The organism is Paenibacillus sp. P3E (assembly GCF_001909045.1).
GTDB lineage: Bacteria > Bacillota > Bacilli > Paenibacillales > Paenibacillaceae > Paenibacillus_AQ > Paenibacillus_AQ helianthi.
Map to the genome: position 1 here is coordinate 46,850 of NZ_LVWH01000070.1, position 24,132 is coordinate 70,981.

Sequence of the window (24,132 nt, forward strand, 5' to 3'; positions counted from 1 at the left end):
TTTTCATAATTCCATCTATACGTAATGGATCTGCCAGAAAGACCACAAATCTAAGAGAGTTGAAATTTTTTGGGATTGCTGTTGACATTGAGCAGAACAAACCTGTAGAATGTGTAAATCGTAAAGATTACGATTAAATATAAAGGAGCTGATGTTAGTGAGAGTTATCGTGACACTGGCCTGTACAGAAACCGGCGACCGCAATTACACCACCACCAAGAATAAGAAGACTCAGCCGGGCCGAATCGAGATGAAGAAATACAGCCCCCGTCTGAAACGGGTTACGCTGCACCGTGAGACCCGATGATCTACGGATCGTTGTAAGACAAGCTGTAAACCTATAACATCTCAGGCGAGATTAAGGAGATAACCTATGAACCCCATTCCTGTTACCGTGCTCAGCGGATACCTGGGCTCAGGCAAGACTACATTGCTTAATCACATCCTTCACAACCGGGACGGCCTGAAGGTGGCCGTAATTGTGAATGACATGAGTGAAGTCAATGTGGATGCGGGCCTGGTGAAATCAGGCAACACTCTTTCCCGGACGGAGGAGAAGCTGGTTGAAATGTCCAATGGCTGCATTTGCTGCACGCTGCGCGATGACCTGCTGCGTGAAGTGCAGAGTCTGGCGGCAGAGGGGCGTTTCGATTATATTCTGATCGAGTCCTCCGGCATCAGTGAACCTGTGCCTGTAGCCCAGACGTTTACCTATGCCAATCCTGAGTTAGATATTGATCTGACCGCTCTGTCCAGACTTGATACTATGGTTACCGTAGTCGATGCCAACCGCTTCTGGCATGATTTTGCTTCGGGCGACAGCCTGATTGACCGTGGAACTGTTGCCGGCGAAGAAGATGCACGCGATATTGTCGATCTGCTTATCGATCAGATTGAAACCTGTGATGTCCTGCTCTTGAATAAATGTGATCTGGTGGAGGAGCGGGAGCTGAACAAGCTGGAATCTGTGCTGCGGAGACTACAACCTGCCGCGAAAATCATCCGTACGGTTAATGGTGTGGTTGATCCCGAAGAGATTCTGAATACAGGACGGTTCGATTTCGAACGAACCAGCATGTCCTCCGGCTGGATTGCGGAGCTGAACAAGGAGGAGCATACGCCGGAGACGGAAGAATACGGTATTGGTTCCTTTGTGTACCGCCGCAGAGCGCCCTTTCATCCGCAGCGGCTAAGCTTCTTCTTCAGCAATTGGCCGGAAGAAGTGGTACGGGCCAAGGGGCTGGTATGGTTGGCGGCCAAAGGTGATCTTGCCGCAACGATTAGCCAGGCGGGGCCCTCGATCCAGTTCGGCCCTGCAGGCTACTGGCTGGCAACGCTGCCTGAGGAGCAGCAGCTTGAAGTACTTGCCACGGAGCCCGATATGACAGCCAGATGGGACGGGCGCTGGGGCGACCGCATGAATGAGGTCGTATTTATTGGCATCGGTATGAACCGGGCGGATATTGAAGCCCGGCTGGACAGATGCCTGCTGACCACCGTTGAGATGCAGCAGGATTGGAGTAGCTTCAATAACCCGCTGCCTTGGCCAGCCGGGGAAAGGGTTGCAGCCTTGGAGTAAGCAGACTTAAACCACTCCCAATGGGAGCGGAATCTAGAGCTGGAGCTTGAAGTCATAGAATGAGCCGGGATCATGAATCTGTGATTCCGGCTCTTTTGTATGAGAATAACCTGACCAGTAGAGCGGGCGAAATATGACGTTGATTTATCAATGGTTAGTGACTCTAATCATAATTATTACGATTAATTATTCATTTTGTATTTACAAATCGTAATTATTACGATAATATCATTGGAGTTAATACGTAATTATTACGAATAAACCCGTCCGAAACAGACGCGAAGTTATAAAGGGAGGGGATACGCCGTGATTTTATCATCCATGAAGGATGTGGTGTTCGGTTACGGACATGAACCGGTCATTGACAACCTGTCGCTCGATATTGAAGCCGGGCAGTTTATCGGGATCACCGGTCCGAACGGAGCAGCCAAAACCACACTGCTCAAGCTTCTGCTCGGTCTGCTTCGCCCTTGGAGCGGAACCGTTTCTCTTAACAAAGAGATGACGGAGGGAGGGAAGCTTGTCATCGGCTATGTTCCGCAGCAGGTCGCTTCCTTCAACGCCGGATTTCCGAGCAAGGTCATCGAGCTGGTCCGGTCCGGCTGCTATCCGCGGCTGGGGTTGTTCGGACGTTTTACGAAGGAGCAGGAGGAGCTTGTGGAGCGGAGTTTGCGGCAGGTGGACATGTGGGATTACCGGAACCGCAGGATCGGGGAGCTGTCCGGCGGGCAGAAGCAGCGCATCTGCATCGCACGGGCACTGGCCCAGCAGCCGCAGGTACTGGTACTGGATGAACCGGCAACAGGCATGGATGTTGGGAGCCGCACCGGATTTTATAAGCTGATGCGCCATTATGTGAGCAACCACGGCCGGACGGTCATTATGGTCACACACGGTCTTGAAGAGACTAGTCCCTATCTGGACACCACGATTAGTCTGGAACGAAAAGAGCAGGAGGGCTGGACATGCTTGGTTACGAATTCATGCAGCGCGCATTTTGGGCCGGGGGCCTGATCGGCATTATCGGTCCGCTGCTGGGTGTATACCTGATGCTGCGCAGGCAGGTGCTAATGGCCGATACGCTATCTCACGTGTCGCTTGCCGGCGTAGCGCTGGGTTCAGTGCTGCAGCTGAATCCGGCGCTCAGCGGATTTGCAGTGGCTGTGGCCGGTGGCCTTGTCATTGAGCAGCTCCGCCGTTCTTACCGTACATACAGTGAGCTTCCGGTAGCGATCATAATGACCTCCGGCCTTGCGCTGGCGGTAGTACTGATGAGTCTGAAACAGAACCTGAGCCGGAGCTTTACCTCCTATCTGTTTGGCTCCATCGTCGCCGTCAGTAATACCCAGCTGGGGCTGATAGCCATAGTGGCTGCAGTGGGTCTATTGTATTTTATTCTTCTTCGACGTCCGCTCTATAGCCTGACCTTTGACGAAGAGACCGCCTCGATCAGCGGTGTTCATACCGGCTTGTTGTCATTCTCATTTGCTGTACTGACCGGCATGACGGTTGCAGCGGCTATGCCGGTTGTCGGCGTATTGCTCGTATCCGCGCTGATTGTCCTTCCGGCGTCCATCGCTCTGCGGATTGCATCCGGTTTTACCGCCGCCATTCTGATTTCGGTCAGTGTTGGCCTTGCGGGTGTTTTCAGCGGCCTGACCGCTTCTTATTACATCAACACACCGCCCGGAGGTACGATAGCCCTCATTTTATTATGCTTTCTTTTGGGTGCCATCTCCTTTCAGAAGCTGTTGGCAATCCGAAGACGCCGCAATGTCCGTAAGTCTACATAAAAAAGGAGCTTGATCCCACTATGCTGAGTTTTAAAATCCGTCACCTTGCCGTTCTTTCCCTAGCCCTAACCCTGATTGCCGCGGGCTGCAACAATAACAAAACCCCAAGCAATGCGGAAAGTGCCGCCCCTGCTTCATCTGGAAGCACAGAGCCGACAGCCGCCGGTACCGATGTCAAGGCTGACAAGCTGGACATCAAAGTCAGCTTTTACCCGATGTATGAGTTCACCAAAAATATTGCCGGCGATTTGGCCGATGTGGAAACGCTGATTCCAGCAGGTGTAGAGCCGCATGACTGGGAGCCAACAGCTCAGGATATGGCTGAAATATCTGCTGCCGACATGCTTGTATACAACGGTGCCGGTATGGAGGGCTGGGCGCAGCAGGTGATCGGCAGTGCTTCCGGCACCCCGCTGATTGCTGTTGAAGCCAGTAAAGGGCTGAATATTATGGAAGGTTCGGAAGAGGAAGAAGAGGATCACACCGGAGCGGAAGATGATCATGCTCATGAAGAAGGTGAACATACTGATGAAGAAGGCGGGCATACCGATGAAGGCCACGACCATGGCGGTCTTGATCCGCATGTCTGGCTGGCACCTTCCCTTGCCATCAAGGAGGTTCAGACGATCACCGCCGCTTTGACGGCAGCTTCTCCTGAGAATGCTTCAACCTTCAAATCGAATAGTGATGCCTATGTCGCCAAGCTGGAGCAGCTTGACCGGGATTTTAAGGAAGGTCTGAAAGATACAAAGCGCAAAGATTTCATCACCCAGCATGCTGCCTTCGGCTATCTGGCGAAGGAGTATGGCCTGACGCAAGTCCCAATCGCCGGTCTTTCTCCAGAGCAGGAGCCTTCCGCCGCCCAAATAGCCGGTATTGTGGAGTTCGCCAAGGCGCATGATGTGAAAACCATCTTTTTTGAAACCCTGGTATCATCCAGTGTCGCAGATACGGTCGCCCGGGAGATTGGTGCCAAGACCGCGGTGCTCAATCCGATTGAAGGCTTGACCGATGAGGACCGCAGCAGCAATCTGGATTACTTGAGTATTATGCGTAAGAACCTCGAAGCGCTGAAGACAGCGTTGAACGAATAGAGTTAGATACAATACACCTATGAAGGGGGAAGTTGAAGCAGCATGGCCAAGAAATCGAAGATCGTGAAAGAAATGAAGAGGCAGAAACTTGTAGCAGAATATGCTGACAGACGGAGAGCGCTGAAGGCAGAGGGGGATTATATGGCTCTGCAAAAGCTGCCGCGCGATTCGTCACCCACCCGGCAAAAGAACCGTTGTGCCGTTTCCGGCAGACCCCGGGGATACCTAAGCAAGTTTCAGGTTTCAAGGATTATTTTCCGGGAGCTTGCGCTCAAAGGACAAATCCCCGGCATTACCAAATCAAGCTGGTAACCGGTTCGACTGTATACCCGTTTCAGATAGAACGGCTGTTTCTCTGCTTAAGCGGAGAGATAGCCGTTTTACTGTATATATAAGGTTTTACCAAATATAGGGCGGTTAGGCTTTGCCTGATGAAGCAGGGTGAATTATGATAGTAGACAAATGTAACCGACCTTGAAGGAGGCCAGATCATGAGTTATACCGATACGTTCATCCGTGTAGCTGTCGATTGTCCGGTCGAGACAGGTATTATTCCTGTGTCTGCACGCCTGCACCCGCCGGTCCATGTCATACAGTATGAGCTGCTCTCAGGGTCGCCTTATACTTATACCCATGAAGAACTGCTGTACGAGGTACATGTGCGCCATAAGGAGATTCCTGACCAGGAGAGAGCGGAGCATAAGGAGTAGATCTGGACTGAGCTTTTCTCCAAAAGCCACCCTTGCTTGCGCGCCTCCATGCTGCCCAAAAGATATGGCTGGGGTATCCACTATAATCATGAGGGGAAAATCGCCCTGTATGGCAAAGAGTCCCCGGAGTATGATCATTTCACATCCGATAGCGTGAGCTGCGTCAGGCAGCTGAATGCGATGCGCAACCAAAAATGACAAAGAGGAGCACCGAATTTGCATAAATATATTGAAGAGATCACGCTAAATACCTGGCCTGCAGAGCAAAGTGTGCTGCTGGAGGGCTGGATACTCCGCACCTCGGCAGGCTACACCAAACGTGCGAATTCAGTAAATCCGCTATATGGACTGGATGCCCAGCAGGGCGGACTGGAAATCATGGACAAAATCCGCCTCGCCGAGCAGTATTATGCGGGAGCCGGGCTGAACACCGTATTCAAAATCACTCCCTTCATCCAGCCTGGAGACCTGGACGGACGTCTGGCTGAGCAGGGCTACGAGATCGTGGAGCCTTCTTCGGTCAGAACTCTGGATCTGCAGGATCTGCCCGTTCCAGCTGGAAGGTACAATGTCCGAATCTGGGAGGAACTGACAGAAGACTGGCTGGAGGCTTTCGCGGGAATGACAGATCTGTCGTCTGCAAGCCGGGATACTCTGCGCAGAATGCTGTCCGCTTCCTCTTTGAAGCAGGGATATGCCCTGTTGCTAAAGGATGAGATGCCAGCGGCCTGCGGGCTCGGTGTTATCCAGCACGGGTACATCGGACTATATGATGTATGTACAGCTCCTGCATTCCGCCGGCAGGGGATGGCGGAGGAAATGCTGTGCAGCCTGTTGAACTGGGCCAAAAATCTGGGGGCGGCCCATTCTTTTCTTCAGGTGGTGCAGGCCAATGCAGGGGCTTCAGCACTATATGACAAGCTGGGCTACCATGAAATTTATCAATACTGGTACAGAGTGAAGAGCCGGCATTAGGAGGAGAAAACCGTATGTCAGAGTATTGGAGTACAAGATTTGCCCGCGAGGGTATGATCTGGGGGAATCAGCCCAGTCCATCGGCTTTTCAGGCCAAAGCATGGTTTCTTGAGCATGGAGTAAAATCCGTTTTGGTTCCCGGTGCTGGATATGGACGCAACACCAAGGTGTTCTCCTCTGATATGGACACTTATGGGGTAGAACTCAGCCATGCTGCCCTGGAACTTGCCGCAGCGTGGGACGGTGGAACCCGATTTATTGAAGGATCGGCATTGAAGCCTCAACTGGACATTACGGTAGATGCAGTATATTGCTATGATGTTCTTCATTTATTTCTTGCCGCAGAGCGCCGACGGCTCATAGACGCCAGTCTTGCGCAGCTCCGGCCCGGAGGCCTGATGTATTTCACCAGCTTTTCCGATGAAGACCCAAACCATGGCCACGGGATAATGCTGGAGCCAGGCACATATGAATATAAGGAAGGGAAGTACGCCCACTTTTTCAGCGATGCGGATTTGCGGGAGCATTTTGCCGCAGTGGAGATTGTGGAGACGGGAACCTTTACTGAATCGCTGCCAAGCCCCGGAAGCGGGACGCATGAGTACATATTGAGGTCTATCCTCGCGCGTAAGAGAAAATAAGGATGAAGGTAAATCATAGCAGGGCGCGGCCCTATATTATTTACAGGCCGCGCCGGGAATCAGACGAATTTCCCCTGAGAGGGGACGGATAGCTCCTTGAATGTCTTGCATAAATGGGCGAATTCCGTGGACAGCTCGGGCACGGACATGGGCAGTCCATGCCCGGTCATTACGATCCGCGGGTCAAGGAGAGCCAGCTTGCGGACGGACTTCTCCGCCTCTACCCAGTTTGTTGTGAAATAGGCCGGAGGACCGTGCAGCTCCTTGTGCTGGGTGATGACTGCAAAAGCTGACTCCTGCTTGACAGTGATCACGGCATCCCCGGCAATTAGCACCTTGTCGTCAGGCCGGAAAAGTGAAATATGGCCAGGGCTGTGGCCTGGTGTATGCACCCAAGTCCAGCCTTCCGCGTAAGGGACTGTACCATTTTGCGGAAGCGGATGAACAGCATCCCCAAGATTAATCCCCCTGTGCGGGTATAGCGGCGATACGGTTGCCATGAGGCCTCCACCCACAGCAGGATCAGCCGGAGGATAATCCCGGGAGCCTGTGAGATAAGGGAGCTCCAAGCGATGTGCGTACACCGGAACCCCTTTCCATTCCTCCAAAAGCTCCTTTAGATTGCCAACATGATCAAAGTGACCATGTGTCAGGATAATGGCTGCCGGCGGCTTGCCGAACCGCTCCCAGGAAGTTTGCAGAATGCTCCCTGCGAAATTGCCCAGTCCGGTGTCAACCAGGATCCAATCTGATGCAGAATGACCTATATAGACAACGTTGACAAATAATGTCCGAAGACCGGCTACACCCTCTGCTACATCCCAAGTGTCGGTCAGGCCGGCCGTCAATATTCCATTCAATTCCACCCGCGCACCTCCTGTGTTTTTATGAAGATTAATCTGGACGTCTTCTTGTAGTATGACCTTTTATTAACATATACATTAAAGGTTTCACGCTGAGGAAGCAGGAGTAACACCAAAAGGCCCTCTTCCAAAGGAAGCAGGGCCTGGTGATGGTATAATAAGCAGTTATGCGCAGTTGCAGTATGTAGCTTGCGGCTTTGTTGATTTCTCGCTGAAACGGATACCTGAAAGCGAATCGCAGTATCCCTGCTTCGAGAGCATTAGCTTTTTTAACAGACGGCGAAGCCGTTTTCTTCTTGTTATCGCCGTTCGCAGTCAGCAAACAGGATATGGCGCGGAATATGGAAGAAATTCTCGGCTTTTTCCTGCAGCGCCAGTGTAGGAAGGTGGCATTGATGCAGCCATTTGCGGAACGTTCCGGGATGGACCCCGATCCAAATGCTGACATCCGTAACGGAAAAATCATATACCATGCACAGCCCCGTAAGAATCACATTACTCTGGGGGGAATGGGCATTGGATCTTTTCATGAAGCGTGAAGGCGTCGGCTGGCATACAATCGGACTTTGCCGCAGAAGAGCCTCATTGAACAAGATATGGGACGGATAGCCTAGAATACGGCAGACCTTCTCCAGATTGGTTCTGGAAGGAATACGTCCTTCATAGACCCATGCGCTAACGCTGCGTGAAGAGACGGAGAGTTCTTCCGCAAGCCGGGACAGCTTCATGTCTTTAGCCATTAGAATGGCAAGCAGCACGCGGTTGCGGATCTGGCTGCGCTTCGGCCGGCGGAATCGTTTGACCCGTACACCTTGTCCAAGATATTTGCGGTTGATCAGAGACCAGGCCTGAATTTTATGTGATTCTTGCTGATTCTTAGGCATAATTCCTCCGATATACTGATTTAATAATTTAGTAAATTTTCTGGTTCGGCTTTATATGACTTTAACATTTCGGTTACACTTTCGTCCAGGGTGAAATGCTTGGCGGTCCGCCTGTGCTTAAGTTTCTTTCAGAAGTGATGCTGGTATGATATATTTTTAGTAATCTATTTTACAATACTTAAGGCGCAGGGAGCGATATAGATGATTAAGCACATTGTATTCTTCAAATTAAAAGACCGTGCTCCGGAAAAAGTCCAGGAAACCGTAGCGGTGCTCCGGAACATGGAAGGCAAGATTCCACAGCTGATCTCCATCGAGGTGGGGGCTGATCTCGTTCACTCTGAGCGTTCTTTTGATATTGCGCTGGTGACGGTAGTCGCTTCTATGGAGGATTTACAGGCGTATCAGGTGCATCCGGCTCATAAGGAAGTCATAGCACACATCAACGAGGTCAAAGAAGTCTCATTTGCCGTGGATTACGAAATCTAGGAGAGAATGCAGAATAAGGCGGCAACCGCCATCAAATACCGGAAGGTGTGACGTCTATGCGAGAGCTTGAATACCCGATGGAAGCGTTAACCTATTTGGTCGTTTTTCTGGCCGCGTGCATCATTATGCTGTTCTGGCTGAAACGCCGTGGCAAACGGGGGAAATAGTCCGGACTCTGCTAGCCGCTCAATTGCCACATCACCTGACTTGGAGGGTCTACTGTGTACTATGTTAACCGGAAACAGATCGAAACTATACTCGGGCAGATACCCGATATCAATACCGGACTGCGGGGAGCGTCAGCCTCGTGGGATGGCGGAACATTCATGGGATTAGTTCAGGAAAGATGTCTGCATCTGGCGATCGAGGTTGTTACCGATGTAGGCAGCTCTTTGATTGACGGATTCATTATGCGTGATGCCGGAAGCTACGAGGACATTATTTCCATCATCCATGAGGAAAAGGTTTTTGCCGGCAGCGGCCTATATGATTTGCTCATCCAGCTTGTGGCGCTCCGCAAGCCATTGGTACAGGATTACTATGTATGGGACCGTACGGCACTTCACCCGCTTGCCGCGCTGTTGCCGGAGGCACTGGAGCAATTTGCGGCCGAGGTGCGAAGCTATCTGGATCAGGAGCTGGGCGCACAGGCTCCAGTGTAACGTTACAGCGGCAATTGGGATATAACGATATAAAGGTGACCACAGGCGTCAGCTGTGAAAGGAAGGGGTCCTTGATGATGAAGAAGGGGCAGGAAAGCGGATCTACGAGGCGCATGATTATGACGCTCCTGAAGATGAAAGGCCCGCTGACGATCGGTGCGCTCGCGGAGGAACTGGGAATAACCGAAATGGGCGTCCGCCGGCATGTACTGCAGCTGGAGCAGGAATCGCTGGCCAAAACCAAGGTCGTCCGCCAGGCGATGGGTCGTCCGCTGCATGTGTATTCGCTGACAGAGCGGGCAGAAGACCATTTTCCCAAAAACTATCATAATCTGGCACTGGAGCTGCTGCGTGAGCTGGATCACGGAAGTGGGCTGGATGCGGTTAATGTGCTGTTTGAAGGCCGTAAAAGGCGTATGCTGGCCCAGTATTCACCCATGATGGAGAACCGTGATCTGGAGGAACGGGTTGCCGAGCTATCCTCCATTCAGAATGCAGGCGGCTATATGGCCGAGTGGAACCGGGAAGAGGACGGCACATTTGTGATGCAGGAGTACAACTGTCCGATCCGCCAGGTTGCAACCCAATACCGCAAGGCATGCCAGTGTGAACAGGGGCTGTTCGAGGAACTGCTGAGCGCGAAGGTTACCCGAACGGAATGTATGGCTGAAGGCGGTCAGAGCTGCCGGTATGCCATAGCGCCCCTTAAGAAAGACAAAACTTCGGAAATGAGCGGATAATCTGTCACAAGACAAACTCTCTTTGCTTATGATGTAGCAGAACTAGGCGATAGCCCGGATGGCCGGGCAGAGGCTCAAAACGAATCCAAGGGAGAGATGAAAGATGAAAAAAGACAACAAAAGCTTGCTGTGGGGTATTCTTGCAGGTACTGTGGTAGGTTCTGTAACGGCTTTGCTGTTCGCCCCTAAGCCAGGCAAGGAGCTGCGCAAGGACATTGCGGAAGGAACTGCTGGAGCCCTAGATAAAGTGCAGGAAGTTGCCGGAACGGTAAGTGAAAAAAGCACGGAGCTGTACAGCAAAACCAAAGACGCTGCCCTCACTGTCGTCACTGAAGTCAAGGAATGGAGCAAGCAATATACCTGTGCCGATGAAGAGGAGAAGGCTGCAGTAAGCGGTATTGTTGCTGAAGGTGAAGAGACTGGCATCATTTATGATGAAGCTGGTGAAGAGCTTGATGAGCTGGTAGAGCTGGATGTGCTGGATGCTGAATCCGATGCCGAAGCGGCTTTGGAAGATGACACCGAAAATGACAAAGATGGCAGCAGCATCGCCTAGGCGGGCGGATATCACCTTTTCAAAAAAAAATTCACATGGTTCACGCCATCAATCATACTTGTACCTCCCGGCCATGAGCCGCTTTTCGCATTCCGGCGGAGGGCGGCTCTTGAACTGTCCCGCAAATTGGAGTATTATCTGCAATTGGGGCTGAAGCCCAGGTACATTTTGTTTTTGCTCTACATAAGCTACACAAAACAAGTAAAAAGGAAGCGGTGTGTTCGTGCAGCAAGCTATCGCAATACTAGACTCAGGTGTAGGGGGACTAACAGTTGTCAAGGAAGTGATGAGACAGCTCCCGCGGGAGAAGATCATTTATTTTGGCGACACCGCAAGGGCCCCGTACGGACCCCGTTCGACAGAAGAAGTGAAAATGTTCACCGAACAGATTGTGGACTATTTAATTCAATTTAATCCAAAAATGATTGTTATTGCCTGCAATACAGCAACTGCGGCCGCACTTGACTATATCTCAGCGAAAGTATCTATTCCCGTTATCGGCGTCATCCATCCCGGCGCACGTGCAGCCATAAGCGCAAGTAAAACAGGGCAGGTGGGTGTCATTGGCACTGTGGGCACAATCAAGAGTGGCGCCTACACCGCTGCTCTGAAGCAGCTCTCCCCGTTCGTTCAGGTGGTCAGCCAGGCCTGTCCGGCGCTTGTCCCCTTTGTGGAGCAAGGCATGTTCCGTTCGGAGGAGAGTCATATCGCAGTGGCGGAATCGCTCAATGGCATCAAATACGAGCCCATCGACACGCTGATTCTGGGCTGTACCCATTACCCGTTCCTGGTAGAACCCATAGGCAAGGTGATGGGACCGGGGGTGAAGCTGATCAGCTCGGCGGACGAGACCGCAAGAGAGATTAGCACGATCCTGTATGACAAAGGAAAGCTGTCCAGCGGGGACGAAAGCCCAATCCACCAGTTCTTCTGCAGTGGAGATGCGGAGATGTTCCAGCGGATCGCCCGGGATTGGCTCGGGGAGCAGATAAAGCGCACGCCCGTGGTATGGCAGGTGTCTTCGCTCTAAGAATCGCAGCAGTGAGTTGATTAGGGACAAACCCCTGATTCAGGGGTGATTTTAGAACTGAAACTTGAGGCCGGGACAGCAAATGTTCCGGTCTTTTGCTGCATCTGGCTCATCAAAAATTTCATGGTGGACAGCACAGTCTGCATAGAATGGATTAGTGGGCTGTGTCCGAATGTCTCCCGTGAACTTTCCGGCTGATGGCATTGGATGACACTAACTAGAGGGCCGGGAGGATGAGACATATGCAGCAGTATATTGCCCGCAAGGGAGACACTGTTCACCGGATTGCCGCGAGGCATGGACTTACACCGGAGCACGTGATACAAGGAAATCCATGGGCAGGGAAGCAGCCGTATTTATACCCGGGGCAGGTTTTATATCTGCCTTCTGCTCCGCGCAAACGCTATGTTGTGCAGGAGGGCGATGATGCCTTGAGTATTTCCGCCTGGTTTGGAGTGGGTGTAGGGGAACTTGAAAAGCTGAATCCGGGCGTGAATTGGGCCTACGGGTGTTCACCCGGCAAAGTGTTGGTCATTCCTGAGGCAGCACCTCAAACGGTTGTGTTTCTGCGCGGGGAGTACGGACCTGCGGACATGGAAGAGGATATTCGAAAGCTGCTCATCAAATATCCTTTTCTCCATGCTGAAAGTATAGGCACCAGCATTCTGGGTAAGCCGCTCCATCTGCTGCGGATTGGCAGCGGGCCGCGCCATCTTCACGTCAATGCGTCACTGCATGCGAATGAATGGCTGACATCGCCCTGTCTTATGTCTTTTGTTGAGCAGTATGCGGCGGCCTATGCTGCAGGCGAGGACTGGAATGGCCATAATCCTGGAGCGTGGTACAACAACTGGACATTATGGGCTGTGCCCATGGCTAATCCCGACGGGGTGGAGCTGGTTCAGGAAGGGGGATGGCCTGGTCATCCCTATTACGATGAGCTGAGAACATGGAACGGTGGACGGCGCAGCTTCCGTCACTGGAAGGCCAACATCCGCGGGGTGGATCTCGGAGACCAGTTTCCCGCCCATTGGGAGGAGGAGCGGAATCGGCGGGCCGTGTCAGGTCCAGGACCGCGTGATTACAGCGGAAGGGCTCCATTAAGTGAGCCGGAAGCTGCTGCCCTGGCGCAGCTGGCGGAGAAGGTTCCCGGCGATGCGGCCGTATCACTGCACAGCCAGGGAGGTGAGATCTACTGGAATTACCGGGGCTATGAGCCTCCGGAGAGCAAGGCGCTGGCAACCCTGCTCGCGGCAGCCAGCGGCTATAGGGCGGTTGAATTGAACGGCAGTGATGCCGGATACAAGGATTGGTTCATTCAGCGCTTTCGCCGGCCCGGCTTCACCGTGGAGCTGGGGAGTGGCAAAAATCCGCTTCCGCTGGCTGATTTTGAGGATATGGCACTGGAGACCGGTCTTGTTTTAGCAGCCATTCTTTCAAATTTCAAATAAAAATGAAACAATTCCTGCAAATTTGCGTAATATACCAGCAAAGGGTACGGCCGCAGTCATTCCTAGATGCGCTTCGCGGCTGGATCCTTTTTTTTGATGAGGCTGCCGCATACAAAACTTTTAGGAGGACCCATATGAAACTGAGAAAACTGCTGTCGCTTAAGCAATGGTCCCATATATTCCGCAGCTCCTGGCAGTATGTCATCTCTCCGAATGTGGCAATGCCGGACAAGCTGCTATTCACAATACCGGTAATCTTATATTGGGTGCTGCCTGATTTCATGCCATTTCTGCCGATTGATGATATTGGTGTAACGATGCTGCTCATGGGCTGGTTCGTCTCGCGGATGGAACGCAAATACCCGGCTCTGGAGACTGGAAGATGAAGGTTTAGAGAATTTTCCCCGCCTCATCCGGATCTATTTCGCCATTATGGTTGCTTTTACGGGCTGATTTCCTTAAAATAAATTATTGAGTATTTAAACTATAGATGCCTGGGAGATGGATGAGGATGAACGTCAAAATTACCCGCAATGCGGCTAAAGTGATAAAGAAAACGATGGAACTTGAAGGCAACAGCGAGTTGAAGCTGCGCGTAGCTATTACACATGCGCACGGCGATCATGCTCACTACGGCCTTGACCTGGACACGCCTAAGGAAAACGATGTTATCGTATCCACGGATAAAGAAATTGATGTAATTCTTGACCCGAACCAGCCGTTGCTGGACGGTGTGAAGATCGATTATCTGTACTTCCCAGAAGAAGGTTTTGTTATCACTAATCCGTCTAAAGGAAATCTTGGCGATCACTAAGTGTTCGCCCGTATTTTACGGACATAAAGAAGGGTTGCTCCATGGCTAACGATATACGTATTTGTGACGAATGTAATCATATCAAGATGAAAAGTATCCTCCCCAAGCTGCGCAAGATGGCGCCGGACGCCGAGATCAAAACCGGGTGCATCTCCTATTGCGGCCCTTGCGGCAAGCGGCCGTTTGTCTATATTAACGGACGGTATGTCAGTGCCCCTACTGAAGATGAGGTGCTGGCCAAAGCCGAGGCATTTGTCAAACAGCCGGTTACTAAGGACTAGGCACAGTGTTGCAGCATCACCTCCGCTGAGAGAAGCGGGGGTTTTTTTGCTTTTTCCGCCCCTATCCTGCGTGTTTGGGTTTGCGCGGAGGCCCATGATATAATGGTGAGGTTCTCAAAATCAGATAGATACATAGGAGGTAATGGAGCCAATGAAGCATATTGCCGATGGAACGATTCTGAATAACGGGATTGTCATGCCCCGGTTTGGACTGGGTACTTACAAGGCAGAGGGCGAAGAGGTAGCCCAGGCTGTTGCAACTGCGCTGGAGCTGGGCTACCGGAGTATTGATACCGCTGCGGTCTATGGCAATGAGGAAGAGGTGGGCCGCTCGATAGCTGCCAGCGGCATTGCGCGGGATAATCTTTTCGTCACGACAAAGGTATGGAATTCCGATCAAGGCTACGATGAGACATTAAGAGCCTTCGAAATCAGCAGCAAAAAACTGGGTCTGGACATCATTGATCTCTATTTGATCCACTGGCCGGGCACGGATAAATATAAAGCTACCTGGCGTGCACTGGAACGGCTGTATGCTGAAGGCCGCGTCCGGGCAATAGGTGTGAGCAATTTCCAGATTCACCATCTGGAAGAATTGCGTAAGGATAGTGAAACAGTGCCTGCGGTGAACCAGGTGGAGCTGCATCCGCGTTTTATCCAAAAGGAGCTGCATGACTACTGCGCCAGCCGCTCTATTCAGATTGAAGCCTGGGCCCCTCTGATGAAGGGCAGACTGCAGGATAATGAGCTGCTGCAAGGAATTGCAGGCAAGCACAGCAAGACGGTATCCCAGGTTATTTTACGGTGGGGGCTGCAGAACGGAATCGTGATCATCCCGAAATCGGTAACTGCATCGAGAATTAAGGAAAACAGCGAAATCTTCGATTTCGAGCTGTCGGCGGATGAGCTGGCTGCCATCAGCGGACTGGATGCCGGTGAGCGAGTGGGCTCCGATCCGGACAAGGTGCTATTCTAAATACAAAAACGGACATATTCCTTATTGGGAAATGTCCGTTTATTATTTTTGCAGAGTGGTGTTGCCTGCCTGTATGCTGGTTTATTGCGGATTGCGCGGAGGGAGGGGGCCCAGGTATTGATAATACTGGCACTCGATACGACCGTTGTACAGCTTGCGCCGTTTGTCCGCCTTGCGTCCGTAGAATTGTTCGAATTCCTTATAGGGGCTGATGGCGAAAAAGGACCATGTCGGAAGATACAGCATCATTTCACCGAATTGGCGGGTGAGCTTCTCCACTTCCTTGTCATTACTGATCCGTTCCCCATAAGGGGGATTGGTGATGATGCAGCCGTATTCGCCTTGCGGTCTGGCCTTAGCGGCAGCTATAGCCTGAAATGTGATCTCGCCGGCAAGTCCGGCACTCTTGGCATTGGCTTCGGCGATTTCAATCGCTGCGGGATCGATGTCTGTGCCGGTCAGCTGCAGCGGATAGTCGTCGCGGACAGCGTCAAAGGCTTCCTCGCGTGCTTCTTCCCAGAGACGCTGCGGGATTTCCGGCCAATGTTCGGATGGAAATGAGCGCCGCAGGCCTGGCGCAATATTCCAGGCAATCATCGCCGCTTCAATCAGGAGCGTGCCGGAGCCGCAACATGGATCATACAGCGGACGGTGGCCGTTCCAGCGGCTGATCTGGATCAGCGCGGCAGCCATGGTTTCCTTCAGCGGTGCTTCCGTTGCCTGGCGGCGGTATCCGCGTTTGTGCAGCGCAGGACCGGTGGTATCCAGCGTAATCAGAGCGGTATCATTTAGAAGAATCACTTCTACCACATACCGTGGGCCGTTTTCGGGGAACCATTCGGTATGATAGGATAGCTTCAGCTTTTCGACAATAGCTTTCTTGACAATGCCCTGACAGGCAGGTACGCTGGTAAGCTGGGATTTATGCGACCTTCCTTCTACAGGGAATTCTCCGTTTTCGGGAATCCAGTCCTGCCACTCAATGGCTTTCACGCCTTCAAACAGCTCGTCGAAGGTTTTGGCCGGGAACTGGCCCATTTTCACTAAAACACGGTCAGAAGTCCTGAGCCAAAGATTACAGCGGCAGATATCGATGTAATCTCCACTGAACAATACCCGGCCATTCTCGACCGTAGTCTCATAACCCAGTTCGTTTAATTCACGTGCTACAACAGCTTCCAGCCCCATGGGGGCGGTAGCAATCAATTGTAATTTGCCCAAATTCGCTCAACTCCGTTTAACTTGTGGATGAATACATATAACCTTTACAATAAGGGAAGCGGTGCTTCCGGTAGTCCTCATACGGCTTGCTTATCAAGTATAGGGGAATGATGGACGCAGCACAATGCCCGTCCTGCCGTATTCTGCCCGCTTGATGTTCTAGGAACAGTACTAACCACAAAGGAGAATACATATGCCCCATCAAGAAGAATATAGTGAACAATTATATACAGAGGATATGCTCCTGCTTAAGGTGAAGCAGGCTATTAAGGAGAGCGGTATGCCCGAGGTGTCCATCGCGCCCGGATATGGACGAATGCTGACTATGCTGGTTGCGATGTCCCGCTCTACCCGTATTTTGGAGATTGGGGCACTCGGCGGGTATAGCGGTATCTGCCTCTGCCGCGGACTCCAAAACGGGGGGCGGCTGACCTCGCTGGAACTGAAAGCCGAATATGCAGAGCTTGCCGGACGGCACCTGGAAGAGGCCGGATTCGGTGAAGCCGTAGAATACAAGCTCGGCCCTGCGCTGGACAGTCTGAAGCTGCTGGAAGCGGAGGGACGGACCTTTGATTTCTTCTTTATTGATGCCGATAAGGAGAACTATCCGAATTATCTGGAATATGCCATCAAGCTCGCATCACCGGGTGCGGTAATCGCCGGAGATAATATTTTTCTGCGCGGACGCACTTTGAATACAGAGAAGAACGGACCTGCCGTACAGGCTATGCGCCGCTTCAATGAGATGATTGCCAGTGATGAACGGCTGACAAGTACACTGCTCCCCGCCTACGATGGCCTGGCACTGGCGATTGTCAAATAGCATGCAGCCGCTGGACTTATCAGCGGAATAATCGCGGCGCTGTGTCTTTGTACAGCTTCAGCCGTACCCATACCGTATTGACCAGCAGGAAGCCGCCGGAGATGAGGAATAATCCTTCAATGCCGATATAGCCGGACAGAAAGCCGCCGATAACTGCTCCAAGCATGTTCCCAAGAGCCAGCATGCTGCTGTTGAAACCGAAGGCCCGGCTCTCCTTGCCGTCAGGCGTATAGGAGCGGATGAGAGCGTTGACGCTCGGCAGCAGGCCGCCCATGAAGACACCCATGAGAAAACGGACGACAACCAGCTGCCAGACGGTTGTCACAAAAGCCTGCGGAATGATAAACAATGCAGCGCCGATCAGGGCGTAGGTAAGAATCCGATGAGCGCCAACCTTATCGCTCAGCTTGCCGAGTACAGGTGATGCCAGCATGTTGGACACGCCCGTAACCGCGCTGACGACTCCTGCCCAGAAGGCAATGTCCACGGCGGTGCCATGCAGCTTCTCTACATAGAGCGGAAGCAGGGTCATCGGGGCGATCATGGCAAACTGCAGGAGAAATGTTACACCGAACAATGCAGGAAGCTGCGGGACCTTGGACAGCTCCTTGAAGCCTGCAAAGACAGAAATCTGCGGGACCTGAGCAGCTTCGGCCCGGTCGAACTTCTCTTTCACGAGAAATAATGCCAGCAGGGATGCGGCAAATAATAAGGCGCCCACGATATAAAAGATCGGGCGGTACCCGATCCAGTCGGCCAGAGCCCCGCCGATCAGCGGACCGAGAATGGTCCCGGCCACCGAGCCGGACTGCATCAGCCCCATGGCAAAGCCCATGCGGGCTTTCGGGGTATTGCCCGAAACAAGTGCGATGGAAGCCGGATTGAATCCGGAGATCGTTCCGTTGAGCAGACGGAGCAGCAGCAGTTGCATAGGTGTCTGGGCAAAGCCCATCAGCACTATAACTATCGCCATGCCAAAGCTGGAGCGCAACAGCATGATTTTGCGTCCGTATTTGTCGGCCAGCTTGCCCCACAGCGGCTGGAACAGGAATGAGGTCATAAAGTTAGCTGCAAAAATAAGTCCGGCCCACATCCCTAGCGCATCCCCATGAACTCCCAGGTCTTTAGCCAGATACAGGGACAGGAATGGGGTAATCATGGTCATACCGGCATTAACCAGAAATTGACCGAACCAAAGCACAATGAGGTTGACTTTCCAGGTCTCCCAATTCTTCAAAGTGCTTTCACTTCCTTTCAAGGGATTCAAAGATTCACGAGCTCTCAAAAAAAGACATTCAATCAGTATATCATAGTTTCAGGGATTGTTGATGCAACACTTGTCATAGTAATGTCATGGGATTGTCATTACCTCGCGGGTTCGGCGGTTGTTCCGAACTTTTAAAAAGAGCATAATAAAGGATAAGCGTTACCACATTCTATCAACTAATGGAGATCTTATCATGACCTACAATGACACTTTTATCCGCGCCTGCAGGAAGCAAGACACGGAGCACATTCCCGTATGGTACATGCGGCAAGCTGGCCGGTATGATCCCGAATACCGTAAAATTAAAGAAAATTACTCGCTGCTCGAAATTTGCGGGCAGCCGGAGCTGGCAGCGGAGGTCACTATGATGCCTGTACGCAAGCTGGGCGTGGATGCAGCCATATTGTACTCTGATATTATGAATCCGGTAGCTTCGCTGGGGATAAAGTTCGATATCGTGAAGAACATCGGCCCCGTTATTGAGAACCCGATCCGCAGTGCTGCCGATGTAGACCGCCTGAAGCCTATTGATGTGGAAGGAGACCTCAGCCACATCCTGAAGACCATTGCCATTCTGGACAAAGAGCTGGAAGTGCCGCTGATTACTTTCGCGGGAGCACCCTTCACCATTGCCAGCTATTTGATCGAAGGCAGGCCTTCAAAGAGCTACCACCGCACCAAGGAGCTAATGTACAGCCAGCCTAAGGTATGGTTCAAGCTGATGGATAAGCTTGGCGATATGGTGATCGCTTATTTGCGTGCCCATGTAGCCAGCGGAGGCAAAGCCGTTCAGCTATTCGACAGCTGGGTAGGTGCACTCGCACCACTTGATTTCGAGCACTACGTGCTGCCGACCATTTCCCGTATTTTTGCCGGGCTTTCGGATCTTGATGTGCCGAAGATTTATTTCCCTGGTGTCAGCTCAGGAGAGCTGCTGTCAAGCCTGAGGAATCTTCAGGCGGATGTAATCGGACTCGACTGGCGCGTCAGCATTACGGAAGGCAGACAGCGCACCGGCGGCGGGTTTGCGGTTCAAGGCAATTTGGACCCTTATCTGCTGACGGCTCCGATGGATCTGCTCAAGGAACGGGCCAAGGCGATTATAGATGAAGGCATGCTTGAGCCGGGTTACATTTTTAATTTGGGGCATGGATTATTTCCCGAGGCATCTTTGGACACGCTAAAGGAACTGACGGAATATATCCACGACTATTCCCGCGAGGTTCTGAAGAAAACCCCAACCCCTCGTCTTTCATTATAATCAGATCACCTGTTGCGCCTATTATCCGCAGAAAGGGATGGAATCCATGACTACCAAAATTGGTGTACTCGTTATGTCTTACGGCACTCCTGAAAGTCTGGAAGGGGTAGAAGCCTATTATACGCATATCCGACGGGGCAATGCGCCGTCTCCGGAGCAATTGAAGGAATTGAAGGACCGCTATGAAGCTATAGTCGGCGGGGTTTTTCCGCTGCGGGAGAACACGGACCGTCAAGTGGAAGCGCTGCAAGCCGCGCTGAACAGCGGTCATACCGGTGAAGAAGTAGAATATGTCTGCTATCAGGGGCTCAAGCATGCACACCCTTTTATTGAGGACGGTGTAGAAGCGATGGTCCGGGATGGAATTACCCATGCTGTGGGCATTGTGCTCGCGCCGCATTATTCCTTCATGAGTGTAGGTACCTATATCAAACGTGCCAAGGAAAAGGCTGAGGCAAGTGGAATCGAAATGGCATTCGTGGAGAGTTATCACCTTCATCCGGAGCTGATCGATGTTCTTAGCCGCAGAGTGTCGGCCAAGCTGGACCTGTTTGAGGAAGCAGGTGCGGTGCGTGAAGAGGTGCGAGTCTTGTTCAGTGCACATAGTCTGCCTGAGCGTATTCTGTCGATGGGAGATCCCTACCGTGACCAGCTGCTGGCCACCTCTGAAGCTGTCGCCAAGCTGGCGGGAGTCAGCTCCTGGCAGTTCACCTGGCAAAGCGCCGGCCGTACAGCCGAGCCATGGCTTGGACCGGACATACTGGTGACGCTGCATGAGCTTAGTGAGGCGCAGGTGAAATATGTGCTGGTTGCTCCGGTTGGATTTGTCTCCGACCATTTGGAGGTGCTGTATGACCTGGATATTGAAGCGCAGGCTTTGGCTTCTGAGCTGGATATGCGGCTGATGCGTATTGATTCGCTCAACAGTGACCCTGCGTATATGTCTGTGCTGAGTGATGTAGTGCGCACCAAGACCATAGGGCTGAAGGTGGGCCGATCATGACTGGCACTGCCCGTAAAGTAGTGATTATCGGCGGAGGCCTCAGCGGCCTCAGCGCCGCTTTTTATGTCCGCAAATATTACCGGGAAGCCGGGATACAGCCGGATATCGTTTTGGTCGAGAAGGAAGGGAGCCTTGGCGGCAAGATAGAAACGCTGCACCGCGAGGGTTTTGTGATTGAGAAGGGACCAGACTCTTTTCTGGCCCGCAAGACGGCTATGAGCGAGCTGGCGAAAGAATTAGGAATCGATCATGAGCTGGTAACCACGAACCCTAATGCCAAGAAGACGTACATACTACAGCGTGGCAAGCTGCATCCCATGCCAGCCGGTCTTGTGTTGGGTATTCCCACAGAGCTCAAGCCGTTTCTGAAGAGCGGTCTCGTCACTTTTGGCGGCAAAATGAGGGCGATGATGGATTTCATCATTCCGCCGCGGCGCAGCTCTGAGGATGAATCGTTAGGTGATTTGATCGAACGGCGGCTGGGGACAGAAGTTCTGGAGAATATGACTGAGCCGCTGCTTGCCGGCATTTATGCCGGAGATATGCGCAAGATCAGCCTGCAGGCTACGTTTCCGCAATTCGGTGAAGTAGAGCGGCGGTACGGAAGCCTCATTCGCGGGATGACGACGGGACGGAAACCGGCTGAAACGCATACAGGCACCAAAAAAAGCGCTTTTCTCACCTTCCGTAAAGGTCTCCAGAGTCTCGTCCATGCCTTGATTCATGAACTGCATGATGTCGAGCAGCGGACGGGAATGGGAGTTACAGCCATAAAGGCCTTAAGCGGAACAGAGTCCTCAGTTTGGGCTTCACAGACTTCGGAAACCGTGCCTGCACCTCGTTATGAAGTAGTATTGGATAACGGGGAGCGGCTGACGGCGGATGATATCTACGTCACCGTGCAGAATTATGCTGCTGCGGAGCTGCTTCGTCCGCATGTGGATGTGTCAGCGCTGGACAATGTTAACTATGTATCGGTTGCGAATGTAGTCATGGCTTTTGCGAAGCAGGATATTGTGACTGAATATGACGGTTCCGGCTTTCTGGTTCCGCGTAAGGAAGGACGTAATATAACGGCTTGTACCTGGACCTCCACGAAATGGCTGCACACCAGCCCGGATGACCGCGTCCTTTTGCGATGCTATGTGGGCCGGTCTGGCGATGAGCAGAATGTAGACTTGCCGGATGAGGGACTGGCTGAGCTGGTGCGCAAGGACCTGCGGGAGATTATGGGTATTTCCGCCAAGCCGCTGTTTACGGAAATTACAAGGTTGAAACATTCCATGCCGCAATATCCCGTGGGACATCCGTCCAGGATTGCCGGACTGCGCAGCGAGCTCGGACAGAAGCTGCCTGGAGTGTATGCTTTTGGCGCAGGCTATGACGGCATTGGCATGCCGGATTGCATCAAGCAGGCCAAGCTGACGGCGGAGAATGCTGCCGGAAGCCTCGAAAGTCAGCCGGAGCAGGCTGCTGTAATGAGTTAATCGTAACGGTGAAGTGCACCATAAGGCGCGCTTCACCGTTTTTACTTGTCCGCTTTGGGTGAGCCTCTCTATTTGGAGGATGGGGTTGGACTTATGCTATAATAGAAACAATTTTAGGGCAAAGGAGATTACTTGCACTCATGTATCCGCCGCGTTCACGTACCCGAAAAAATAACAAGCAAAGCAGTAAGCGCCGGCGCAGAATGGTTTGGGCATGGATTAACGCAAGCCTGCTTCTAATGATCGCTGCACTGCTGACTTATGCTTTTATGGGCGATCGAGATTCAAGCGACAATCCCCCGCCGGCTGCAGCAATATTTAGTTCTCCATCACCGGAGCAGGGAGAAGCAGTACCCGAGGCTACAGTATCCTCTCAGCCGACTCCGGAATCTTCACCAGAACTGGAGCCTTCATCTGAACCGGCTGTGCAGACAACTCCGGCACCTACGGACCCCGTTCCTTCGCTTGCTCCTGAAGTAAGCACGGTACCGGAAGGGACAGATAATCCCGATGGTAAGGGCTCCGCTCAGAATTCCGGAAGCAGCCCAATTTCAGGCCTTCCAGAGAATGCCGGGAAGACCGTGAAGCTGAATTTTGCGGGAGATGTCATTTTCTCAGGCAAAGCGGGTGAGATCCTGCAGCAAAAAGGCTATGACTACTCTTACACCGCTCTGGATGGCATGTTCAAGAAGGATGATCTGACTGTTCTAAATCTGGAAACGCCAATCACCAGCGGAGGGGTTGGTGCCGCTAATAAGCAGTTTGTATTCAAGGGAGATCCCAAGGCATTGGATTCCTTGAAGGCTGCTGGTGTGGATGCGGTGAATCTGGCGAACAATCATACGCTTGACCAGGGTGAGGAAGGCTTGCTGGACACTATTGAACATTTGAGCAAACGCGGCATTCCGTATGTAGGGGGCGGAGTGGACGCAGCCGAGGCATACGGCGCAAAATATTTTGAGCGAAATGGCATTCGTATCGCTTTGCTTGGATTCACACGTGTAATGCCTGTGATGGAATGGAAGGCAGAGGCTGGCAAACCCGGAGTGGCTTCAGTATATGACAGTGCTGAAGCGCTGAAGGCTATCGCTGCCGCCAGGACCCAAGCAGATCTGGTCATTGTAATGGTTCATTGGGGCAAAGAACGGATGGAACAATATGATTCCGTCCAGCAGGCACTCGGGCACAGCTTCATAGATGCGGGAGCGGATCTGGTCATGGGCGGGCATCCGCATGTGCTGCAGGGGATTGAGCCCTATAAGGGCAAATGGATCGCCTACAGCGCGGGCAACTTTATTTTCACCCGTTCCCAAACCCGGGCCACCTGGGATACCGCTGTGTTTCAGGCGGAGTGCAGCGCACAAGGGCAGTGTTCGATGAAGCTCAGACCGATGAATGCGGAGCTGGCACAGCCGGTGCCGATGAATGAAGTGGACGGCCAGCTGCTGCTGCACAAAGTGGAATCCCTGTCCTCCGGACTTGTGAGGATCGGCAATGACGGAAGCGTAGTTGAGGTTGTCAAGTAGGCGCAG

27 protein-coding genes and 1 pseudogene are annotated in these 24,132 nt (G+C 52.3%); 24 read left to right on the forward strand and 4 right to left on the reverse strand.

The features are described from left to right. Nucleotides 1-157 precede the first annotated feature (157 nt). From rpmG to A3842_RS07905, 9 genes and pseudogenes are all read left to right on the forward strand, one after another. Complete coding sequence (rpmG, locus tag A3842_RS07865; protein ID WP_074086058.1) at nt 158-307, forward strand: 50S ribosomal protein L33; 150 nt, start codon at nt 158-160, stop codon at nt 305-307. Nucleotides 308-373: 66 nt separating this feature from the next. Further along, nucleotides 374-1,579, forward strand: coding sequence for a GTP-binding protein (locus A3842_RS07870; protein ID WP_074101002.1), 1,206 nt, complete (start codon nt 374-376; stop codon nt 1,577-1,579). 306 nt (nt 1,580-1,885) lie between these two features. Continuing rightward, a complete protein-coding gene (locus A3842_RS07875; RefSeq protein WP_074101003.1) occupies nt 1,886-2,593 on the forward strand; it encodes a metal ABC transporter ATP-binding protein in 708 nt (235 codons plus the stop codon). After that, a complete protein-coding gene (locus A3842_RS07880) occupies nt 2,539-3,372 on the forward strand; it encodes a metal ABC transporter permease (protein WP_074101004.1) in 834 nt (277 codons plus the stop codon). Before A3842_RS07875 ends, A3842_RS07880 begins: the two co-directional genes overlap by 55 nt. 20 nt (nt 3,373-3,392) lie before the next feature. Next, on the forward strand, nt 3,393-4,466 hold the full coding sequence (locus tag A3842_RS07885) for a metal ABC transporter substrate-binding protein (protein ID WP_074101005.1): 1,074 nt from the start codon (nt 3,393-3,395) through the stop codon (nt 4,464-4,466). Nucleotides 4,467-4,508: 42 nt separating this feature from the next. Continuing rightward, the gene (rpsN, locus tag A3842_RS07890; RefSeq protein WP_074101006.1) at nt 4,509-4,778 is read left to right on the forward strand and encodes a 30S ribosomal protein S14; all 270 of its coding nucleotides are present in this window, start codon (nt 4,509-4,511) and stop codon (nt 4,776-4,778) included. Between the two features lie 179 nt (nt 4,779-4,957). Then, nucleotides 4,958-5,374 (forward strand): annotated as a pseudogene (locus A3842_RS07895) (DUF6157 family protein). An 18-nt stretch (nt 5,375-5,392) separates the two neighbouring features. Then, nucleotides 5,393-6,151, forward strand: coding sequence for a GNAT family N-acetyltransferase (locus A3842_RS07900; RefSeq protein WP_074101007.1), 759 nt, complete (start codon nt 5,393-5,395; stop codon nt 6,149-6,151). A gap of 14 nt (nt 6,152-6,165) precedes the next feature. After that, nucleotides 6,166-6,792, forward strand: a complete 627-nt coding sequence (locus A3842_RS07905; RefSeq protein WP_074101008.1) for a class I SAM-dependent methyltransferase — start codon at nt 6,166-6,168, stop codon at nt 6,790-6,792. 59 nt (nt 6,793-6,851) lie between these two features. Here the strand turns inward: A3842_RS07905 and A3842_RS07910 are convergent, their stop codons facing one another. Continuing rightward, a complete protein-coding gene (locus tag A3842_RS07910; RefSeq protein ID WP_143186202.1) occupies nt 6,852-7,658 on the reverse strand; it encodes an MBL fold metallo-hydrolase in 807 nt (268 codons plus the stop codon). A gap of 296 nt (nt 7,659-7,954) precedes the next feature. Continuing rightward, nucleotides 7,955-8,539 (reverse strand): helix-turn-helix domain-containing protein, encoded by a 585-nt coding sequence (locus A3842_RS07915; RefSeq protein ID WP_074086067.1) that lies wholly within the window; start codon nt 8,537-8,539, stop codon nt 7,955-7,957. A 201-nt stretch (nt 8,540-8,740) separates the two neighbouring features. Here A3842_RS07915 and A3842_RS07920 point away from each other — a divergent pair, with 201 nt between their 5' ends. The 10 genes from A3842_RS07920 (at nt 8,741) to A3842_RS07965 (ending at nt 15,538) form a co-directional block, all read left to right on the forward strand. Next, nucleotides 8,741-9,028, forward strand: a complete 288-nt coding sequence (locus tag A3842_RS07920) for a Dabb family protein (RefSeq protein WP_074086068.1) — start codon at nt 8,741-8,743, stop codon at nt 9,026-9,028. A gap of 221 nt (nt 9,029-9,249) precedes the next feature. After that, nucleotides 9,250-9,690 carry a DUF86 domain-containing protein gene (locus A3842_RS07925; RefSeq protein ID WP_074086069.1) on the forward strand — a complete coding sequence of 147 codons (441 nt, stop codon included), beginning with the start codon at nt 9,250-9,252 and terminating at the stop codon, nt 9,688-9,690. Nucleotides 9,691-9,764: 74 nt separating this feature from the next. After that, nucleotides 9,765-10,430 carry a helix-turn-helix transcriptional regulator gene (locus A3842_RS07930; protein ID WP_178382024.1) on the forward strand — a complete coding sequence of 222 codons (666 nt, stop codon included), beginning with the start codon at nt 9,765-9,767 and terminating at the stop codon, nt 10,428-10,430. 103 nt (nt 10,431-10,533) lie between these two features. Next, on the forward strand, nt 10,534-10,986 hold the full coding sequence (locus tag A3842_RS07935; protein WP_074086070.1) for a YtxH domain-containing protein: 453 nt from the start codon (nt 10,534-10,536) through the stop codon (nt 10,984-10,986). Between the two features lie 223 nt (nt 10,987-11,209). Continuing rightward, complete coding sequence (racE, locus tag A3842_RS07940) at nt 11,210-12,016, forward strand: glutamate racemase (RefSeq protein ID WP_074086071.1); 807 nt, start codon at nt 11,210-11,212, stop codon at nt 12,014-12,016. Nucleotides 12,017-12,258: 242 nt separating this feature from the next. Continuing rightward, entirely contained in the window at nt 12,259-13,467 is a 1,209-nt protein-coding gene (locus A3842_RS07945) for a M14 family metallopeptidase (RefSeq protein WP_074101009.1), read from the forward strand. A gap of 134 nt (nt 13,468-13,601) precedes the next feature. Then, nucleotides 13,602-13,853, forward strand: coding sequence for a hypothetical protein (locus A3842_RS07950; protein ID WP_074086073.1), 252 nt, complete (start codon nt 13,602-13,604; stop codon nt 13,851-13,853). A 125-nt stretch (nt 13,854-13,978) separates the two neighbouring features. Beyond that, complete coding sequence (locus A3842_RS07955) at nt 13,979-14,281, forward strand: HesB/IscA family protein (RefSeq protein WP_074101010.1); 303 nt, start codon at nt 13,979-13,981, stop codon at nt 14,279-14,281. Nucleotides 14,282-14,322: 41 nt separating this feature from the next. Beyond that, nucleotides 14,323-14,562 carry a YuzB family protein gene (locus tag A3842_RS07960; protein ID WP_074086075.1) on the forward strand — a complete coding sequence of 80 codons (240 nt, stop codon included), beginning with the start codon at nt 14,323-14,325 and terminating at the stop codon, nt 14,560-14,562. A 151-nt stretch (nt 14,563-14,713) separates the two neighbouring features. Then, nucleotides 14,714-15,538, forward strand: a complete 825-nt coding sequence (locus A3842_RS07965; protein WP_074101011.1) for an aldo/keto reductase — start codon at nt 14,714-14,716, stop codon at nt 15,536-15,538. Nucleotides 15,539-15,619: 81 nt separating this feature from the next. Here A3842_RS07965 and A3842_RS07970 read toward each other — a convergent pair whose 3' ends face one another. Next, entirely contained in the window at nt 15,620-16,759 is a 1,140-nt protein-coding gene (locus tag A3842_RS07970; RefSeq protein WP_074101012.1) for a THUMP domain-containing class I SAM-dependent RNA methyltransferase, read from the reverse strand. Between the two features lie 193 nt (nt 16,760-16,952). Between A3842_RS07970 and A3842_RS07975 the strand changes: the two genes are divergently transcribed. Beyond that, the gene (locus A3842_RS07975) at nt 16,953-17,582 is read left to right on the forward strand and encodes an O-methyltransferase (protein ID WP_074101013.1); all 630 of its coding nucleotides are present in this window, start codon (nt 16,953-16,955) and stop codon (nt 17,580-17,582) included. Nucleotides 17,583-17,601: 19 nt separating this feature from the next. Here A3842_RS07975 and A3842_RS07980 read toward each other — a convergent pair whose 3' ends face one another. Continuing rightward, nucleotides 17,602-18,819 (reverse strand): MFS transporter, encoded by a 1,218-nt coding sequence (locus A3842_RS07980; protein ID WP_074101014.1) that lies wholly within the window; start codon nt 18,817-18,819, stop codon nt 17,602-17,604. 223 nt (nt 18,820-19,042) lie between these two features. Between A3842_RS07980 and hemE the strand changes: the two genes are divergently transcribed. The 4 genes from hemE to A3842_RS08000 all read left to right on the forward strand — a co-directional run bounded on the left by hemE (nt 19,043) and on the right by A3842_RS08000 (nt 24,126). Next, complete coding sequence (gene hemE / locus A3842_RS07985) at nt 19,043-20,110, forward strand: uroporphyrinogen decarboxylase (RefSeq protein WP_074086080.1); 1,068 nt, start codon at nt 19,043-19,045, stop codon at nt 20,108-20,110. A 46-nt stretch (nt 20,111-20,156) separates the two neighbouring features. Further along, nucleotides 20,157-21,113 carry a ferrochelatase gene (gene hemH, locus A3842_RS07990; protein WP_074101015.1) on the forward strand — a complete coding sequence of 319 codons (957 nt, stop codon included), beginning with the start codon at nt 20,157-20,159 and terminating at the stop codon, nt 21,111-21,113. Beyond that, the gene (gene hemG, locus A3842_RS07995; protein ID WP_074101016.1) at nt 21,110-22,600 is read left to right on the forward strand and encodes a protoporphyrinogen oxidase; all 1,491 of its coding nucleotides are present in this window, start codon (nt 21,110-21,112) and stop codon (nt 22,598-22,600) included. The genes hemH and hemG overlap by 4 nt, the downstream gene beginning before the upstream one ends. A gap of 203 nt (nt 22,601-22,803) precedes the next feature. Continuing rightward, on the forward strand, nt 22,804-24,126 hold the full coding sequence (locus A3842_RS08000; RefSeq protein WP_305953381.1) for a CapA family protein: 1,323 nt from the start codon (nt 22,804-22,806) through the stop codon (nt 24,124-24,126). Nucleotides 24,127-24,132 lie beyond the last annotated feature (6 nt).

Coding starts and splice junctions, on each gene's coding strand:
- A3842_RS07915 (WP_074086067.1), bottom strand. CDS start 8,539: ATGCCTAAGAATCAGCAAGAATCACATAAAATTCAGGCCTGGTCTCTG.
- rpsN (WP_074101006.1), top strand. CDS start 4,509: ATGGCCAAGAAATCGAAGATCGTGAAAGAAATGAAGAGGCAGAAACTT.
- A3842_RS07945 (WP_074101009.1), top strand. CDS start 12,259: ATGCAGCAGTATATTGCCCGCAAGGGAGACACTGTTCACCGGATTGCC.
- A3842_RS07975 (WP_074101013.1), top strand. CDS start 16,953: ATGCCCCATCAAGAAGAATATAGTGAACAATTATATACAGAGGATATG.
- A3842_RS07930 (WP_178382024.1), top strand. CDS start 9,765: ATGATGAAGAAGGGGCAGGAAAGCGGATCTACGAGGCGCATGATTATG.
- A3842_RS07960 (WP_074086075.1), top strand. CDS start 14,323: ATGGCTAACGATATACGTATTTGTGACGAATGTAATCATATCAAGATG.
- A3842_RS07965 (WP_074101011.1), top strand. CDS start 14,714: ATGAAGCATATTGCCGATGGAACGATTCTGAATAACGGGATTGTCATG.
- hemG (WP_074101016.1), top strand. CDS start 21,110: ATGACTGGCACTGCCCGTAAAGTAGTGATTATCGGCGGAGGCCTCAGC.
- A3842_RS07870 (WP_074101002.1), top strand. CDS start 374: ATGAACCCCATTCCTGTTACCGTGCTCAGCGGATACCTGGGCTCAGGC.
- A3842_RS07920 (WP_074086068.1), top strand. CDS start 8,741: ATGATTAAGCACATTGTATTCTTCAAATTAAAAGACCGTGCTCCGGAA.
- A3842_RS07935 (WP_074086070.1), top strand. CDS start 10,534: ATGAAAAAAGACAACAAAAGCTTGCTGTGGGGTATTCTTGCAGGTACT.
- hemH (WP_074101015.1), top strand. CDS start 20,157: ATGACTACCAAAATTGGTGTACTCGTTATGTCTTACGGCACTCCTGAA.
- A3842_RS07950 (WP_074086073.1), top strand. CDS start 13,602: ATGAAACTGAGAAAACTGCTGTCGCTTAAGCAATGGTCCCATATATTC.
- A3842_RS07905 (WP_074101008.1), top strand. CDS start 6,166: ATGTCAGAGTATTGGAGTACAAGATTTGCCCGCGAGGGTATGATCTGG.
- A3842_RS07955 (WP_074101010.1), top strand. CDS start 13,979: ATGAACGTCAAAATTACCCGCAATGCGGCTAAAGTGATAAAGAAAACG.
- A3842_RS08000 (WP_305953381.1), top strand. CDS start 22,804: ATGGTTTGGGCATGGATTAACGCAAGCCTGCTTCTAATGATCGCTGCA.
- A3842_RS07885 (WP_074101005.1), top strand. CDS start 3,393: ATGCTGAGTTTTAAAATCCGTCACCTTGCCGTTCTTTCCCTAGCCCTA.
- hemE (WP_074086080.1), top strand. CDS start 19,043: ATGACCTACAATGACACTTTTATCCGCGCCTGCAGGAAGCAAGACACG.